Origin of the sequence: Mesorhizobium sp. B2-3-5 (assembly GCF_006442395.1) — a bacterium.
Taxonomy (GTDB): domain Bacteria; phylum Pseudomonadota; class Alphaproteobacteria; order Rhizobiales; family Rhizobiaceae; genus Mesorhizobium.
In genome coordinates this window covers 15,386-30,273 of record NZ_VFVX01000028.1, presented here as the reverse complement: position 1 = coordinate 30,273, position 14,888 = coordinate 15,386, and the positions used below count along the sequence as shown (strand labels likewise).

The 14,888-nt window shown below is 62.3% G+C and carries 14 protein-coding genes and 1 tRNA gene; 8 read left to right on the top strand and 7 right to left on the bottom strand.

Translation table 11 applies throughout. The annotated features are described in order from the left end of the window. Nucleotides 1-44: 44 nt before the first annotated feature. Nucleotides 45-1,010, bottom strand: coding sequence for a Gfo/Idh/MocA family oxidoreductase (locus tag FJ958_RS24480; protein WP_140746315.1), 966 nt, complete (start codon nt 1,008-1,010; stop codon nt 45-47). Nucleotides 1,011-1,250: 240 nt separating this feature from the next. Between FJ958_RS24480 and FJ958_RS24475 the strand changes: the two genes are divergently transcribed. Further along, nucleotides 1,251-1,327: transfer RNA gene (locus tag FJ958_RS24475), tRNA-Met, on the top strand. Between the two features lie 111 nt (nt 1,328-1,438). Here FJ958_RS24475 and FJ958_RS24470 read toward each other — a convergent pair. Beyond that, a complete protein-coding gene (locus FJ958_RS24470) occupies nt 1,439-1,651 on the bottom strand; it encodes a hypothetical protein (RefSeq protein WP_140746312.1) in 213 nt (70 codons plus the stop codon). Between the two features lie 656 nt (nt 1,652-2,307). Here FJ958_RS24470 and FJ958_RS24465 point away from each other — a divergent pair. Further along, nucleotides 2,308-2,643 (top strand): hypothetical protein, encoded by a 336-nt coding sequence (locus tag FJ958_RS24465; RefSeq protein WP_140746309.1) that lies wholly within the window; start codon nt 2,308-2,310, stop codon nt 2,641-2,643. Nucleotides 2,644-2,812: 169 nt separating this feature from the next. Here the strand turns inward: FJ958_RS24465 and FJ958_RS24460 are convergent, their stop codons facing one another. The 3 genes from FJ958_RS24460 to FJ958_RS24450 all read right to left on the bottom strand — a co-directional run bounded on the left by FJ958_RS24460 (nt 2,813) and on the right by FJ958_RS24450 (nt 6,866). Next, the gene (locus tag FJ958_RS24460; protein WP_140746306.1) at nt 2,813-3,127 is read right to left on the bottom strand and encodes a hypothetical protein; all 315 of its coding nucleotides are present in this window, start codon (nt 3,125-3,127) and stop codon (nt 2,813-2,815) included. A gap of 242 nt (nt 3,128-3,369) precedes the next feature. After that, a complete protein-coding gene (locus FJ958_RS24455) occupies nt 3,370-3,750 on the bottom strand; it encodes a response regulator (RefSeq protein WP_140746303.1) in 381 nt (126 codons plus the stop codon). Nucleotides 3,751-3,755: 5 nt separating this feature from the next. Continuing rightward, entirely contained in the window at nt 3,756-6,866 is a 3,111-nt protein-coding gene (locus tag FJ958_RS24450; RefSeq protein WP_140746300.1) for a CheR family methyltransferase, read from the bottom strand. Nucleotides 6,867-7,295: 429 nt separating this feature from the next. Between FJ958_RS24450 and FJ958_RS24445 the strand changes: the two genes are divergently transcribed. After that, nucleotides 7,296-7,877 carry a response regulator gene (locus tag FJ958_RS24445; protein WP_181176502.1) on the top strand — a complete coding sequence of 194 codons (582 nt, stop codon included), beginning with the start codon at nt 7,296-7,298 and terminating at the stop codon, nt 7,875-7,877. Nucleotides 7,878-7,930: 53 nt separating this feature from the next. Here the strand turns inward: FJ958_RS24445 and FJ958_RS24440 are convergent, their stop codons facing one another. Continuing rightward, a complete protein-coding gene (locus FJ958_RS24440; RefSeq protein ID WP_140746294.1) occupies nt 7,931-8,362 on the bottom strand; it encodes a hypothetical protein in 432 nt (143 codons plus the stop codon). Between the two features lie 551 nt (nt 8,363-8,913). Between FJ958_RS24440 and FJ958_RS24435 the strand changes: the two genes are divergently transcribed. Then, on the top strand, nt 8,914-9,699 hold the full coding sequence (locus FJ958_RS24435; protein WP_140746434.1) for an SDR family NAD(P)-dependent oxidoreductase: 786 nt from the start codon (nt 8,914-8,916) through the stop codon (nt 9,697-9,699). A 186-nt stretch (nt 9,700-9,885) separates the two neighbouring features. On the opposite strand, the gene FJ958_RS24430 is transcribed toward FJ958_RS24435, so the two are convergent. After that, nucleotides 9,886-10,158, bottom strand: coding sequence for a hypothetical protein (locus FJ958_RS24430; protein WP_140607125.1), 273 nt, complete (start codon nt 10,156-10,158; stop codon nt 9,886-9,888). 187 nt (nt 10,159-10,345) lie between these two features. Here FJ958_RS24430 and FJ958_RS24425 point away from each other — a divergent pair, with 187 nt between their 5' ends. From FJ958_RS24425 to FJ958_RS24410, 4 genes are read left to right on the top strand one after another with little or no spacing between them, the layout of a single operon-like run. Further along, nucleotides 10,346-11,452: an SDR family NAD(P)-dependent oxidoreductase gene (locus tag FJ958_RS24425; protein WP_140746291.1), complete on the top strand. Its 1,107-nt coding sequence runs from the start codon at nt 10,346-10,348 to the stop codon at nt 11,450-11,452. After that, nucleotides 11,449-12,513 (top strand): NAD-dependent epimerase/dehydratase family protein, encoded by a 1,065-nt coding sequence (locus FJ958_RS24420; RefSeq protein ID WP_140746288.1) that lies wholly within the window; start codon nt 11,449-11,451, stop codon nt 12,511-12,513. Before FJ958_RS24425 ends, FJ958_RS24420 begins: the two co-directional genes overlap by 4 nt. Next, a complete protein-coding gene (locus tag FJ958_RS24415; RefSeq protein WP_140746285.1) occupies nt 12,510-13,802 on the top strand; it encodes a TIGR04295 family B12-binding domain-containing radical SAM protein in 1,293 nt (430 codons plus the stop codon). The genes FJ958_RS24420 and FJ958_RS24415 overlap by 4 nt, the downstream gene beginning before the upstream one ends. Next, the gene (locus FJ958_RS24410; protein ID WP_140746282.1) at nt 13,787-14,887 is read left to right on the top strand and encodes a glycosyltransferase family 4 protein; all 1,101 of its coding nucleotides are present in this window, start codon (nt 13,787-13,789) and stop codon (nt 14,885-14,887) included. The genes FJ958_RS24415 and FJ958_RS24410 overlap by 16 nt, the downstream gene beginning before the upstream one ends. Nucleotide 14,888: the final 1 nt, after the last annotated feature.

Genomic DNA, 14,888 nt, shown 5'->3' with positions numbered 1-14,888 from the left:
TGCGAAATCCGCTCTGGCCGCCAGGGCAGAATTTCCAAACGGCCTCAGGATTTGGACTTGGTGTGGGTGACCGTGCCCGCCGTCAGGATGCGCAACACCCTGATCGCTTCCTCGCCGCTGGTGCGCGGTTCGGCCCGCGTCTCGATGCACTGGATGAAATGCTCCAGTTCGCGCGTCAGCGGCATGCCTTGCGCGACCGCGACATAGGAGGGCTCGTTGGTGGTGAACGCCCATTGGCCGCTGTCCTGCCAGACCGCGTGGCGGTAGACGGCAAGCTTGCGCTCCCACGGCTCGACATCGTCGAACACCGCCATCGCCTTGGTGCCGACCACGGTCAGCCGCCGCTCGCGATAGGGGTTGAGCCGCGACGTGAAAAGATGGCTGCGCAGGCCGTTGGGAAAGCGCATGTGCAGATGCGCGAAATCACTGAGGTTGTCGAGCAGCGCCGCGCCCTCGCCGCGCACCTCGATCGGCTCCGTGCCGGTGATCGCCAGGATCATCGACAGATCGTGCGGCGCCAGGTCCCACAGCGCGTCGTTCTCGGTATGGAACTTGCCGAGGCCGAGCCGATGCGAATGGATGTAGCGGACCTCGCCGAGTTCGCCATTGTCGATCAGCCCCTTCAACGTCTCGAAGGCGGGATGGAAACGCAGGACATGGCCAACCATGAAGACGCGGCCATTGTCCTTGGCCGCCTGCACCGAGCGCTCGGCGTCCGGCACCGTCAGCGCGATCGGCTTTTCCACCAGCACGTCCTTGCCGCTCTCGACGGCGCGCACGGAAAGAGCGGCATGGAACTGCGGCGGCAAGGCCATGACGATGGCGTCGATATCGTCGCGGACGAACAGCTGGTCGGGAGGGATCGCCAGGCAGTCCTGTTCGCTGGCAAAGCCTTCGGCGCGGGCCCGGTTGGCGTCGGAAACCGCATGCAGCGCGCCGAGCGCCTTGAGGGTGCGGATGTGGTTGCTGCCCCAGTATCCGCAACCGAGGACTGCAATGCGCGGCTTCATCTGTTTCAAACTCTAAAAACTCGTGGCCGAGACATAGCGACGTGCCCCTTCGAACTCAACCCCGGCGGTTGCAACCAAATGGCCACGCGGCAAAGCTTTTTCGGCAATGAGAATATGCGCCGATATAGAATGCTTCGAAGCTTGACAGGCTCGCCCTCCCAACCTTATATCCGCGCGACCTTGGCGAACGCCTCGAACTGCCTTTCGATTTAAGGTGGATTTCGGGCCTTTCGCCGCCCTGGCGGGGTAGCTCAGTTGGTTAGAGCACGGGAATCATAATCCTGGGGTCGGGGGTTCAAGTCCCTCTCCCGCTACCAAAATCTTCTAATACATTCAGAGGCTTACGCTGAGAGGACGACCAGAACCATGGCCGCCCCTTTCACGAGGCATATTGGCTTGTGCGCGTGGCGGCCTGCCCCTGAGAGCGGTCAGTTCAGCTGGTGTTTTTTCCTGATGTTGATGGCCTTCTCGAGACGCCGGGCCTGTTCCAGCATGCGCGGTGGCACATCCTCATCCTTGAGCGTATCCAACGCCGTATCCATTTTCAGGGCGATGATCGCAGCCCTTGGGTTCTCGTGGCTCAATTTGGGGGCTTCACGGGTTTTTCGTGCCATTGCCGCCGCCTGACATTTGTTGGTCATCGACCCTAACCCATTGACGAACAAATAGTTCCAATCGCCAGAACAAGGTCATCTCGCAACTCCGCGACAAGGCGTTTGTCCCGTCGAGACAAAGCAGGACGACAGGCTGGATGCGTGCCGACAAGCTTCAGTCTTTATGGCCCTGGTCATCCGCCTCAAATCATTGTCGGAATTGGAACATTCGGCCGCCCAGCCTGTTGGAAAGGGCGCGCTTCAGGGATGAGGCCGCATCGAGCGCGGATCGACATCCGCCAATAAGGCTCCGGCAGCGGTGGAAGCCATCCAGGGCAGCGGGGCGAAAAATAGCGCCCGGTGAGCGTGTCACGTCTCGCCGCCATGGCCGGAATGCAAGGAGACGCCACCGATGTTGGAGAGTAACCTTTGGCTGGTCGTCGTAGCTGGTGGCCCCGTTTTGCTGGCAATCCTGCTGGTCTTTGCGTTGCTCATGCGACGGCGGCGGGGACCCGCCGAGCGCCAGGCGAGCAAGCAGGCCACGGAACACCTGTACGACGAAGACAGGAGATCTTGATGGTCCTGGCGGCCAGGTCTTCGGCAGAGTAACCAGCCGATATCCACCCAATTTTGTCTGGAACATCCCCGACAGATCAAGGTTGGGACTATGTCGCAATCGAGCGATCAACGCAGGAGATACCCCAATGATCAAACTTCTCTCAGCATCGGTATTTGCCATCGTCCTGGCGACTTCGGCCATGGCGCAATCCAACGGAACCGGGAGTGGCACCGGCGGCACGGGCAACGGGTCCGGCGGCACCACCGCGGGCAGCGCGACCGGCACGGGCACCGGAACTGGCACGAGCAACGGCGCCGGCAACACCAACACGGATACCAATGCCACCAATTCGACGACGAATTCCGATGGGACGAATTCCAACGGAATGTCCGATCGTTGCAAGGACGCCGCAGGCAATGATATCGACAACAACACCGCCACTGGCAATACCACGTCGAACATGCAGAATTGCAACAAGTAGCGCCGTGCAGGCGCCGCTATGCATGGAACTGATACGCACGAGCAAGGCCCGCCGGGACTAGGCGGGCCTCCTAATTTTTAATCCTGTTCCAATCTTGATGGACATCCTGTTCCAATCTCTTGATGGACGTCGAGGCGAGCCCGAAGCCGAGGACCGGGTCGACTTCGCGTCAGTCCTTCACATAGGCTCCAGCTTGCCGGCCACCCTTCGCCGCCTTGGCGTCCTTGGAATGTTCGGCGATCGAAGGACCTGCTCCGGAAGTCTTCTCCGTCGCCGGACTGGGCGTCGGCTGCCGCCGGGGGTTCTGGCCGTCCGACTGGTGAGTCTCGTCCTCCACTTGCCCGCTCGGACGGGTAAGTCCCATTCCGCTGGCGGGCTTTTTATTCCCAGCGGCATCCTGGGAGAACTGATCGGAGGGATCCGCGTCGGTGTTGGCGGGATACTTCGTGGCCCTTGTTTCACGGCGGTCTTTCTCTTCATTCATGACCAGTCTCCAATTGAGTGATGAGTGACCCGATGAAGAATAATCCCGCTGTCGGAAGAGGATTCCCGTTCGATGTAGGGGGGACAGGCCGCCGATTGAACAGGCAGCCGTGGACCGGATCAGCTGGCGGCCAGGCCAGGAGACAAGGACGCATCAAATGATGCGCTCATCAATCCGGGAGCGGCAAGGTCGTACCTAAGAACGGGAGCAAGGACGTTTGACCGTCAGGAATTCCCATCCATTTAGCCAGCCTCCTCCTTCCCCGCGGACTGCTTGTCAAAGAGTGTCATGATCGCTGCGATCAGCACTGCCGGCACGACAGGTTTTTGCAGCACCTGAACCCCGGCAAATCGGGCCGGCATCTCGGAGGGGGAATAGCCGGTCACAAATGCGAACGGTATGACTTTCTCACGCAGTGTGTCTGCCAGCCCATAGCTTACCTCGCCGCTCAGTTGAACGTCCAAAAGCGCGGCATCAAGTTCTTCTCCTTCCATGCAATCGATCGCAGCCTTGACCGAAGCGGCCGGTCCCACGACCAGGTGTCCGGCGGCTCTAAGCATCGCCGCATGGTCCTCGGCGATCAGCCACTCGTCCTCGACAATAAGAATGCGCAACTGCGTCATCGCGTTCAGGCCTTTTTGTCGAGCGGAAACGATATCCTCACCTCCAAACCCTGCGGATGGAAGATTGTTTCAGCCGTGCCGCGCAATCGATACGCTATCTCGCCCCTAACCAGCGAGAGGCCGAAGCCCCCGTGCTTCGGCTCCGTGACGGGCGGACCTCCGATCTCGCGCCAGATGAGCTGAAGTGTCTGCTCATGCACCGACCACTCGACCTCAACCCCGCCGCCTTCCTTGTTCAGCGCGCCGTATTTCGCCGCATTGGTGGCGAGTTCGTGCATTACCATGCCGATCGATAAAGCCTGCTGGGGCCTCAATTTAAGCGCCGGGCCATGGAGCGAGAAGCGTTCCGGATCGAAGGCCGCGGCTTCCTGAGCGAGCAGTTCGCCGAGCGAAACCTCCGTCCAGTTCTCGCGCGAGAGCACGCCATAGGCGCGTGCCATCGCGTTGAGTCGGCCGAGCAGGGCTGTGGCGAAATCTTCCTTGGTGGTGGAACTCTCGACCGTGCGGTTTGTGATGCTGGTAATGACCGCGAGCATATTCTTCACGCGGTGGTTGAGTTCGGAGATCAGCACCTTCTGATGCTCCTCCGCCTCGGCCAGGGTCGTGACGTCTACCAGGGTCACCACGACGCCCTGGATGCGGCCGCCTTTGTCACGATAAGGAACATGCCTGACCATATGAAAGCGGCCCTGCGTATCGCGCGCAAGGTGATGCACGATCGGCTCGCCCGTCTGGAACACGCGCCGGATCTGGTTGTGCATTTCCGGATAGTCCAACTGGCTGGACAGATCGGTTAGCGGACGCCCGACGTCGGAGGCGCGCAGGTTGAAATAGGCAGACGCCGCGGGCGTGAAGGTACGGATCACCAGATCGCGGTCGAGGAACACCGTTGCGATCTCCGTGCTTTCGAACAGGTTCCTGAGGTCGCTGTTTGCGCGGTCGAGCTCTTCGATCTTATTCGTGAGCTCGGCATTTATGGTGTTCAGCTCCTCGTTGAGGGACTGCATCTCCTCCTTCGAGGCCTCCAGCTCCTCGTTGGTCGACTGGGCTTCTTCGTTGACCGAGACCAGTTCCTCGTTGGAGGACTTCACCTCCTCCAAGGCCGTTTCGTACTCTTCAATCGTCGATTGCAGCCGTTCGCGGGTGTCGCGCAGGTCGCGCTCGATATGCGCGATTTCGTCTGGGCTTTGGCTCCCGTGCTGGGCTTCCGCCTTGTCGCGAGACGGACCGACCGGCTGGAACAGGACAAGGTAAAACGTCTCGCCGGAGCTCTGTTCAGACAGCGGCTCGACGATTATGTTGACCAGTTGCACCCGCTCGTCCTCGCCATCCATGGCGATGTGTTCGCGCATGACGATTTGACGGCCGGCGGCGGCCTCGCGCAAGGCCGCCCGCAGATCGAGCCGGAGCCCCCGCCGTGCCATGCTCAGCAATTGGCGGCTGGGTATGCCTTGAGCGGCTTCGAGATATTTTCCGGTCCGCGCGGAATAGTAGACCACGTCACCCTCGGCATTGACGACCACATGCGGCGGCGCATAGCGGTCCAGAACCTGCGCTTCAACGGACTGGCGGAACGCGCCATTGCCGATCTCGCTGCCCTTCCCCGTCCTTCCATCCGAGAAGAGGTGAGCGCCTTTGACGTTCTCGCCTACCAGCAACGGAAGGCGCGATTTCGGCGCGACGTCCTTGCGGGCCCTGAAGATGCGCTGTTTCTTGTCCACGGTGGAGAAGAGGTCGGAGTGTTGGCCTACGCTCTCCGACGTACCGAGAAAAAGATAGCCGCCAGGTTTCAAGGCGTAATGGAAAATAGGGAGAACCCGATTCTGAACGTCGGGCCCGAAATAGATCAGAAGATTGCGGCATGAAACCAGATCCATGCGCGAAAACGGCGGATCCTTGATGACGCTGTGCGGCGAAAAGATGCAGAGTTCACGCACTTCGCTGGTCAGGGCGAAGCTGCCACCTTCATTGACGAAGAAGCGCTCTCTTCTTTGTTCCGAGACGCCCTCGAGCAGGTTGGCCGGATAGCGTGCCGCGCGCGCGACGGTGAGCGCCGGCTCATCGATGTCGGTCGCGAACAATTGTATTTTGGGCACCGTCGAGAGTTTGTCCATATGCTCGCGCAGCAGGATGCCGAGCGAATAGACTTCCTCGCCGGTGGCGCAACCCGGGACCCAGACCCTGACCGTATCGGATGCGGTTTTGCCCTCGAACAAATTCGGAATGACCTTCTGCTCAAGCAGTTCGAAGGCTTCCGCGTCGCGAAAGAAATTGGTGACGTTGATGAGCAGGTCGCGAAACAGCGACGTGACCTCGCGCGGATCTTTCCGCAGCAGGTCGATGTAGCCATTCATGGACTTCATCTGGTTGATCTGCATGCGCCGCTTGACCCGACGAATGAAGGTCTTGGTCTTGTATCCGGAGAAATCATGGCCGGAGCGGTCGCGCAGTATGCCGTAGATTTCCTCGCGGGCGCGATCGGTGTCCTCCGCCGGGCCCTTTCCGTTGCCTTCGCTCAAAAGGTCGAGCACGCCGAAGCCGCGTGCGAATTCGACGAGCTTCTCACCCATCTCTTCCGCCGGAAGAGCGATATCGACGACGCCGCTGACAATGGCGCTTTGCGGCATGTCGGGGTTGCGGGGACCGGAGCCGTCGCCAGCCTGCGCCAGCACGAAGCCGCCGTGCTCCTTGATCATTTTAGCGCCCAGGGTTCCATCACCGTCGCCACCAGACAGAATGATGCCGACGGCGTATTCGCCCTGGTCCTCGGCCAAAGCGCTGAAGAAGACGTCGATGGGCTTGCGCTCCCGGTTTCTCAAATTGGTTTGCTGAAGCTTCAGCGTGCCATCCTTGATCGACAGGACGGCGTTCTGCGGCATGACATAGACATGATCCGGCTCCGCTCCCGCCCCGTCTTTCGCGACCGCCACCGGCATGCTGGTATATCGTCTCAGCACCTCGTGGAGCAGGCTTTCCCTTTCGGGGCTGAGATGGGTGATGATTATGAAAGCCATGCCGGAAGCCTCGGGCAGGCCTCGAAAGAAGCTTTCCATGGCGGGGACGCCGCCAGCGGACGCGCCAATGCCGACAATAGGGTGTCTCGGTTCTTGTGACACGAAGGCCGTCTTTCTCTGGGCAGCCTAAGGTAGATAAGGCGGCAGCGACAGCAGGCTACCCTATGCGTTTTTTTTCGCGCCTGCCAGAATTTTAGGACGCAAGGCGGTTTTTCGTAAGCCCCGGCTCATCTTAGCCATGTCGGGCGGCAGCGTTGCGTGCGCCTGGTCGTGCTATGATCCATACGATTGAAGTGCGGCCACGGCTTTCCCCATGCGGGCCACGGGGTTCGGGGAAAACCGGGTTGAGCCGAAGCGTCGCAATAGGATTGGAACCTCGTATGTTGCGCGACGTTGAATCGACTGAGGAAATATCAACGTTTCAGGCTTCGTGCAGCAAGCAACCGTCCTTACAGCACAGTGCATCGATCCCGGTGACACGTCTGCTGGACGCCCCGGCGAAGCCTGTTGGGAGCTAAACGGGAGGGCCGAGTGCAGTTTCTTACCGGCGCGAAGGTTCTCATCGTCGAGGACGAATTCGTCGTCGCCGAGGACCTCGCGCTTTATTTCTCAGGGCTCGGGGCTACCATCCTGGGGCCGGCCCAAAGCGTTGTGCAGGCCCGGCCTTATGCCGAGCAGGCGGACGCGGCCGTACTGGATATAGACTTGAACGGAACCCCCGTCTTTCCCATTGCCGACCGCCTGGTCGAACGTGGCGTTCCCTTCGTCTTCTACAGTGCCCATGACCGCAACGTCATCCCTTCCCGCCTCGAGCACGCCGCCAATCTTTTGAAGTCAGCCGATCGCAGGAAGATCATCGCGGCGCTTTTCCCCGCTGAGGCCCGACAGGATCAAATCGACGAACCTGCCGATGTCCTGTCGCTGCTGCCCAAACTTCGATTGGCGGCGCGCCTGATGCTTCGCGATGCCAGTGCCGCGGACCGGCTGGTGGAAACGACACTGGAACTCGCCATCCGCGAAGTCGGGGATCGTCCTGCTGATATCTCGACGGAACAATGGCTGAATTACCTGCTGCAAATATCCGCCGGTAAAGCTGCCGACCTGCTCAATTAGCCAATGCCTGTCACCTATACCGTTGCAGCCTCAATCTCGCGCGCATGAAAACGTCAATTCACCATCAGCCGTCTCAGCCAAGCGACAATCCTGTTCCCGCCAACAACCCTGCGGACCCGGCCTGCAACCCAGTTTGCCTGCATCATTGTACCTACATGGCAGCTGCAGACGATGTCGTGCAATTCCCAATCCGATAGTTCGAAGAAGCGCTTGGCTTCTCCATACGTGTCGGATTTCAAGCCGGATGCACGCAGCAGCGGGTCCTCGAAGGCAACGGTGAGCGGCGATCCAGCCGTCCGCGCCACTTCCCGCACCGCCGAGTGAAGATGTTCGGTCCCGGAGAGCGCGGCGAGGCAACGGGACGGATGCTGGTCGAGCAGTTCCGCCCAACGCTCCATTCGCTGTGCTCTGGTCGTCAACGGGACCGAGGCAAGCGGTGTGATGTCGGCTATTGATTGGAGGTGTTCGAGTGTTTGGTGTTTCATAACTGGCTCCTGTCATCGTTTGTCGGCGCACGCTCATGAAGAGTTGTCCCGGCGAAGGGCGGCTCCAAGCCGCCCCTGAAGCCGTGGCGAGAATATCGGCGGCACGTGCTGTCGGCTGTGGCCCACAGATTTCAACAGACATCGGGACGCGGTGTCTGAGGCGGGACAAAACTGCCAACATCCATCGATGTTCCACCGGCAGGAAGATTTTGTGCCGGGCTGCCGACAGGCCCGACGAGCCTGGTTTCCCTGCTGCCGGAACTTGGTGAGGCGCAGTCAGGATCCGGTGTCGTCGTCCATGTTACTCCCAGGATTTCCAGCCTGACCGTTTCGCGTGCGCCGGGGCCTAGATGTTCTCGCTCAGTCTTTTGTTCAGGTCGGAAAAGAGTCCCATGGCCGCACTCCCGACCGGCGCGGGAACAGCCGTGGGCAAATTGGTTCCGTCACGTAGACGATCCGCGTGTCTCTTCCACTTGCTTGGAACATTCGAGCCAGTTGCTTGTTCGGCCAAACACTTCAGGTTGGCCAGCACTTCAAGTCGAGAGGACAGAATGGGAAATGCGAAACTCGCCGTCGTCACCGGCGCCTCGAGCGGCATCGGCAAGGAACTTGCGAAACTGTGCGCGAAAGACGGCTATGACCTCGTCATTGTTGCCGATGAACCGGCGATCGAGGAGGCCGGCGAGGCGCTTCGATCTCAAGGTGTTGCCGTCGACGCGGTGGAAGCGGATCTTGCCACCGAGGACGGCGTCGACCAGCTGATCTCGAGGATCGGCGACCGTGACATCGACCTGCTGTTCCTCAACGCGGGACGCGGGCTGGGCCGAGGCTTCGTGGATCAGGATTGGGCCAAGGTGCGCCGCGTCATCGACACCAACGTCACCGGCACGATCCACCTCGCGCACCGACTTACCCCCCGGATGGTGAGGCGGGGCCGCGGCCGGATCCTGTTCACCGGGTCGATCGCGGGCTTCATGCCCGGCACCTTCCAGGCCATCTACAACGGCACCAAGGCATTCATCGATTCGTTCGCGATCGCGCTTCGTCACGAGCTGAAGCACAGCGGCGTCACGGTCACGCTGCTGATGCCGGGCGCCACACAAACCCGTTTTTTTGAACGCGCCGACATGATGGATACGAAGATCGGAACCGATGAGAAAGACAATCCCGCCGACGTGGCCAGGGACGGCTACGACGCCGTGATGGCCGGCGAAGAACAGGTCATTAGCGGCTGGACCAACAAGATGCAGGTCGCCGGCTCCCGCTTCACCCCGGCAGGGATATTGGCCGAGCGGCATCGCCGCATGGCCGAGCCCGGCTCAGCCAGCAGAAGCTGAGCGCGGCTGCGGCGCTCGCCTGCTGCGCCTGGACCGGATTTGTGATCGCCGCGAGCACGCCGCCAGCCATGCCGCCAACCGCGACGCGCCGGGATGCACCGACTGTCCTGGGTTTCTCTGCCATGTCTCAATCCTGACGTGTTGCCGGGACCCGGGCTTCCGAAAACTGTGGGGCCGGCTTTGAGCTCAGCCCTTGGAACCGCGCTCGACGAACTTGTTGAAGCGGCTGGTTCCGCCGCTGCCCGCTCTGTCCTGGTGAAGGAAGGCGAGGTCATTCTCGTCGAAGATCCGGAAGAACTCGTCCCATTCCACGGGCTCCAGCGTCTCCTCCGGCTCGCCGAAATCGATCCTCAGGATGCCGCCCTTGCCTCCCGTCCGCACCACGGCCGGATGGCCGTCGCGCTCCTCCACCCATTTGCGGATCTCATCGTGATTGGTGGTCGTCTTGGCCTCGGACATGCCGGTTCCCTTTCTCGGTGCAGGTTGATCGGCGGCCTAACAGCGCAAATGCGGCATTGTTCCCGGTGCCGGAACGGAAGACGGCGCCCATTTGTCCCTCGACGGGAAGGAACTTTGTTGAAGTCAGGGAACAAACCTTTTGCCCGGCAGTTCGGGGCCCCAACGCCTACTCTGCAAGGGAGCTATCGTGAAACGTGTATTGGTTACGGGAGGCTGCGGCTTCATTGGCCGCCACGTCGCCCAGGAACTCGTCGAACATGGCTATACGGTGCGTGTTCTGGATGTCCTTCTGGAACAGGTGCATGGCGCCGAAGCGATCAGCCTGCCCGCCGGCAGCGAATTGATAAAGGGTGACGTCCGCGACCGGGGCGCGGTGACCGAGGCTGTTTCCGATGTCGATGCCGTGATCCACCTGGCGGCGGAGGTCGGCGTCGGGCAATCCATGTACGAGATCGCGCGCTATGTCGGCACCAATGACCTCGGCACCGCAACCCTGCTCGAGGCATTGATCAAGCGGCCGGTCGAACGCATCGTCGTGGCGTCTTCGATGAGCATCTATGGCGAGGGTCTTTACGAAACGCCGGACGGACGGCGCATCGACAATGCACGTCGCAGGCCAGACGACATCAAGAGCGGCCAGTGGGACCTTTCGTCGGCCGATGGCGAAAGGCTTTCACCGGTCCCGACCGACGAGGAAAAACAGGCCGATCTCGCGTCGATATACGCATTGACTAAATACGCGCAGGAACGCGCCGTGCTTATCTTCGGCCAGGCCTATGGCATGGACGCGGTGGCGCTGCGCCTGTTCAACGTCTTCGGCGCCGGGCAGGCGCTGTCCAATCCCTATACCGGGGTGCTCGCCAATTTCGCCTCGCGGCTTGCCAACGGCAAGCGACCGATGATTTTCGAGGACGGCCGCCAGAAGCGCGACTTTGTCCATGTGCTCGATGTCGCCCGAGCCTTCCGGCTGGCGTTGGAACAGCGCCAGGCGGCCGGTCACGCGATCAACATCGGCAGCGGCCACGCCTACCCGATCAGCGAGGTCGCGCGCCTGCTTGCCGAGGCGATGGGACAGTCGGGACGCTCGCCCGAGATTCTCGGCAAGGCGCGCTCCGGCGACATCCGCAACTGCTTCGCCGACATTTCCAAGGCACGTGAGCTGCTCGGCTTCGAGCCCCGGCATCGGTTGGAAAACGCGCTCGACGAGTTCGTTATCTGGGTTCGCAACACCGGCGCAGTCGACCGCGGCGCCGACATGAAGCGGGAGCTGGAAGAGCGGGGACTGGTGTCATGACGCAGCATCCGCGCAGGACGCCGGTGGCCATAGTCGGCGGCAGCGGCTTCATCGGTTCGAACCTTGCCGACAGCCTGTTGTCGGATGGCGAGCCGGTGCTGGTTGTCGACAATCTAAGCCGGCCGGGCGTCGAGCAGAACCTCGAATGGCTTGCGCGGCAACATGGTAGCCGCCTCACCGTTAAGACGGTGGACGTGCGCGACGCCGGCGCCATGCTGGCGGCTCTGGCCCCGGCCAAGGCTATCTTCCATCTGGCCGCGCAGACGGCGGTCACCACGAGCCTGGTCCAGCCTGGAGAGGACCTCGACATCAATCTGCGGGGCACATTCCATGTGCTCGAAGCGGCCCGCCGCACTGGCGCCCCAGTCATCTTCGCCAGCACCAACAAGGTCTATGGCGGCCTGCCGCAGATTGCCGTGCGGGAAGTGGACGATCGCTACGAGCCTTGCGACGAGACGATCGCCGCCAGCGGTGTCGACGAGACGATCGGCCTCGATTTCTGCACGCCTTACGGCTGCTCCAAGGGTGCCGCGGACCAGTATGTGCTCGACTACGCCAAGTCCTACGGCCTGCCCACCGCCGTGCTGCGCATGAGCTGCATCTACGGTCCGCGCCAGTTCGGCACCGAGGACCAGGGCTGGGTTGCCCATTTCCTGCTGAGCGCGCTCCGCGGCCTGCCGATCACCATTTACGGCAATGGCAGGCAGGTGCGCGATATCCTGCACGTTTCCGATGCCGTGGCGGCCTATCGCGCCGTGCTGGCCAGGATCGGCGAATTCAAGGGGCAGGCCTTCAACCTGGGCGGCGGGCCACGAAACGCCGTCAGCCTGCGCACGCTTCTGGCGGAGATCGCCCGCATGACCGGCCACGAGGTCACACTCCGCTACGACCAGGAGCGCACCGGCGACCAACCCTTCTTCGTCGCCGACACCCGCAAGATAGAAGCAGCGCTGGGCTGGAAGGCCCATGTGTCGTGGCGCGATGGCATTCGCGACCTTGCCGATTGGCTGCGTCAGCATCGTCTCACGCCGCAAGCGGAAGTCACGAGGTACGTCGCATGAAAGTCGCCTTGATCAATCCGCACTGGACATACGAGCACAGCATCTATTTCGGCTGCCGCCAGCCGCATCTGCCTTTGGAACTCGGCTACTCCAGAGCGCTGCTGGAGGCAGACGGTCACGAGGTCCTGATGCTCGACGGGCAGTTGCAGAACCTCGACAACGCGATGCTGGCGGATCGGGTCGCCGCCTTCGCTCCTGACATGTCGGTGGTGACCACGGCGCCCACCTATCTGTTCTGGCGATGCGCTCCGCCCGAGCTGCGCGTGCCGGGGGAATTCCTGGCCCAGCTCTCGGGACGCGGCGGCCGCACGGTGGCGGTCGGACCGCACGGCTCGGCCACGCCGGTTCCGACCTTGCGCAAGCTCGGCGTCGATGTGGTGGTTCGGGGGGAGTGCGAGGAAGTCGTGGCCGAACTTGCCCGGCAGCGCGACTGGAGCACGGTATCCCACACCGCCCGGCTTGAAGGCGGCGCGTTGGCCGCCAACGGCGACGTGCATGCCAGCCGTTTCATCGACCATCCGGCCCTGCGCTGGCCGACCGACTGGATCGCCGCCCACACGCACCACCATCACCGTTTCGACTCCCAGCAGCACGGTGCTGGAGCAGAGGTCGAAGCGTCGCGGGGCTGCCCCTACAATTGCAGCTTCTGTGCCAAGATCGATTTCCGCGACGCCTACCGCCGCAGGAACCATGAGGCCGTCATTGCCGAGATCGACGGCCTGATTGCACAAGGCGTCGGCTATATCTACTTCATCGACGAGATCTTCCTGCCGCAGAAGGCGCTCCTGGAGGCGTTGGTCGGCCGCGATGTCCAGTTCGGCGTTCAGACCCGCATCGACCTGTGGAAGCCGGAATTGCTGGAACTCCTGGGCGCCGCCGGCTGTGTGTCGATCGAAGCAGGCCTCGAAAGCCTCACCGTCGAAGGCCGAGAGATGCTGGCCAAGCGCTGCCGGCTGGGTACCGAGGAACTGGCCGCGCTGCTGGTCAATGCCCGCCGCCACGTCCCGTTCGTCCAGGCCAACCTGATCGGCGTGGTCGAGGACGATCCCGCGCTGGTGGATTACTGGCGCGGGCACCTCATCGACAACGGCGTATGGGCCAACGAGCCGGTGCCGCTCTATCCCTACCCCAGTTCGCCGAGCTACCGCGCGCTGTGGGGCGAGCCCGACGACCTCGCCTGGGAGCGGGCCCATGAACACTACCTCGCCTCGTTCGCCTCCTTCAGCGACATCCAGGACAAGCAGCCGCGCGCGCTGACCGAGTTGGAAGCGTCATGCTGCAGTCACTGATCCACCGTCCAAGGCGTATTCTGATGACCACCGATGCCGTCGGCGGCGTGTGGCAATATTCGCTCGATCTTTCACGCGAGCTCGCCGCCGCCGGCAACGGCGTCGTGCTTGCCGGCCTGGGGCCACCGCCTTCCGCCGAACAGGCGGACGAGGCGCGATCCTTCGCTGCCCTGGAATGGCTCAAGACTCCGCCGGACTGGATGACGCACGACCAGCGCGACCTTGATCGGCTTCCCGAGGAATTGCGGGAGCTTGCCAAAGTCTACGCCATCGATCTGCTTCACCTGAACGCCCCGGCGCAGGCGGCCGGGCTCGACCTGCCCTGCCCGGTGGTCGCGGTATCGCATTCCTGTGTCGTCACATGGCTGCACGCGGTGCGCGGCCAGGCGGTCGCGAATGACTGGGCCTGGCAGAAGGATCGCAACAGGGCGGGCCTGGATCGGGCCGATGCCGTGGTGGCGCCGAGCCGGAGCCACGCCGATATGCTCGAGACCTGCTATGGCCCGATCCCCCGCCTGAGCGTCGTCTACAACAGTGCGGCGCCAGGCCAGGCGGCCGCGCATCGCGAAACATTCGTCTTCGCGGCAGCCCGTTGGTGGGACGAGGGAAAAAATGCCGCGGTGCTGGATGCCGCGGCCGCGATCGCGGAATGGCCCTTCTTTGCCGCTGGTCCTCTCGACGGGCCTGAAGGACAGCACGCGCGCCTCCAACATTGCGTGTCGCTCGGGCCGATCCCTCACGAAGAGGTCAGGCGGCTGATGGCACGCGCCGGAATCTTCGTGTCGACGTCTCGCTATGAGCCTTTCGGACTTGCGGCCCTGGAAGCGGCGATGGCGGGCACGCCCCTGGTCCTGGCCGACATTGGCACCTATCGCGAGATCTGGAACGGCGCGGCGCTGTTCTTCGACGCGCGTGATCAGCATGCCCTTGCCGGCTGCATCGCCCGCCTTGTCCACGACCACGTCCTGCGAAGACAACTCGGCCAGCGCGCGGCCCGGAGGGCGCGCAAATTCTCGCCGCGCTCGCAAGCGACGGCCATGCGGGAAATCTACGAGCAGGCGGCGATGGCCGCCACGGAACGGTAGC

Bases quoted from the DNA above. Each gene is read 5' to 3' on its own strand.
- FJ958_RS24460 (WP_140746306.1), bottom strand. From the start codon at position 3,127: ATGAATGAAGAGAAAGACCGCCGTGAAACAAGGGCCACGAAGTATCCC.
- FJ958_RS24435 (WP_140746434.1), top strand. From the start codon at position 8,914: ATGGGAAATGCGAAACTCGCCGTCGTCACCGGCGCCTCGAGCGGCATC.
- FJ958_RS24430 (WP_140607125.1), bottom strand. From the start codon at position 10,158: ATGTCCGAGGCCAAGACGACCACCAATCACGATGAGATCCGCAAATGG.
- FJ958_RS24410 (WP_140746282.1), top strand. From the start codon at position 13,787: ATGCTGCAGTCACTGATCCACCGTCCAAGGCGTATTCTGATGACCACC.
- FJ958_RS24440 (WP_140746294.1), bottom strand. From the start codon at position 8,362: ATGAAACACCAAACACTCGAACACCTCCAATCAATAGCCGACATCACA.
- FJ958_RS24480 (WP_140746315.1), bottom strand. From the start codon at position 1,010: ATGAAGCCGCGCATTGCAGTCCTCGGTTGCGGATACTGGGGCAGCAAC.
- FJ958_RS24455 (WP_140746303.1), bottom strand. From the start codon at position 3,750: ATGACGCAGTTGCGCATTCTTATTGTCGAGGACGAGTGGCTGATCGCC.
- FJ958_RS24465 (WP_140746309.1), top strand. From the start codon at position 2,308: ATGATCAAACTTCTCTCAGCATCGGTATTTGCCATCGTCCTGGCGACT.
- FJ958_RS24415 (WP_140746285.1), top strand. From the start codon at position 12,510: ATGAAAGTCGCCTTGATCAATCCGCACTGGACATACGAGCACAGCATC.
- FJ958_RS24420 (WP_140746288.1), top strand. From the start codon at position 11,449: ATGACGCAGCATCCGCGCAGGACGCCGGTGGCCATAGTCGGCGGCAGC.
- FJ958_RS24470 (WP_140746312.1), bottom strand. From the start codon at position 1,651: ATGACCAACAAATGTCAGGCGGCGGCAATGGCACGAAAAACCCGTGAA.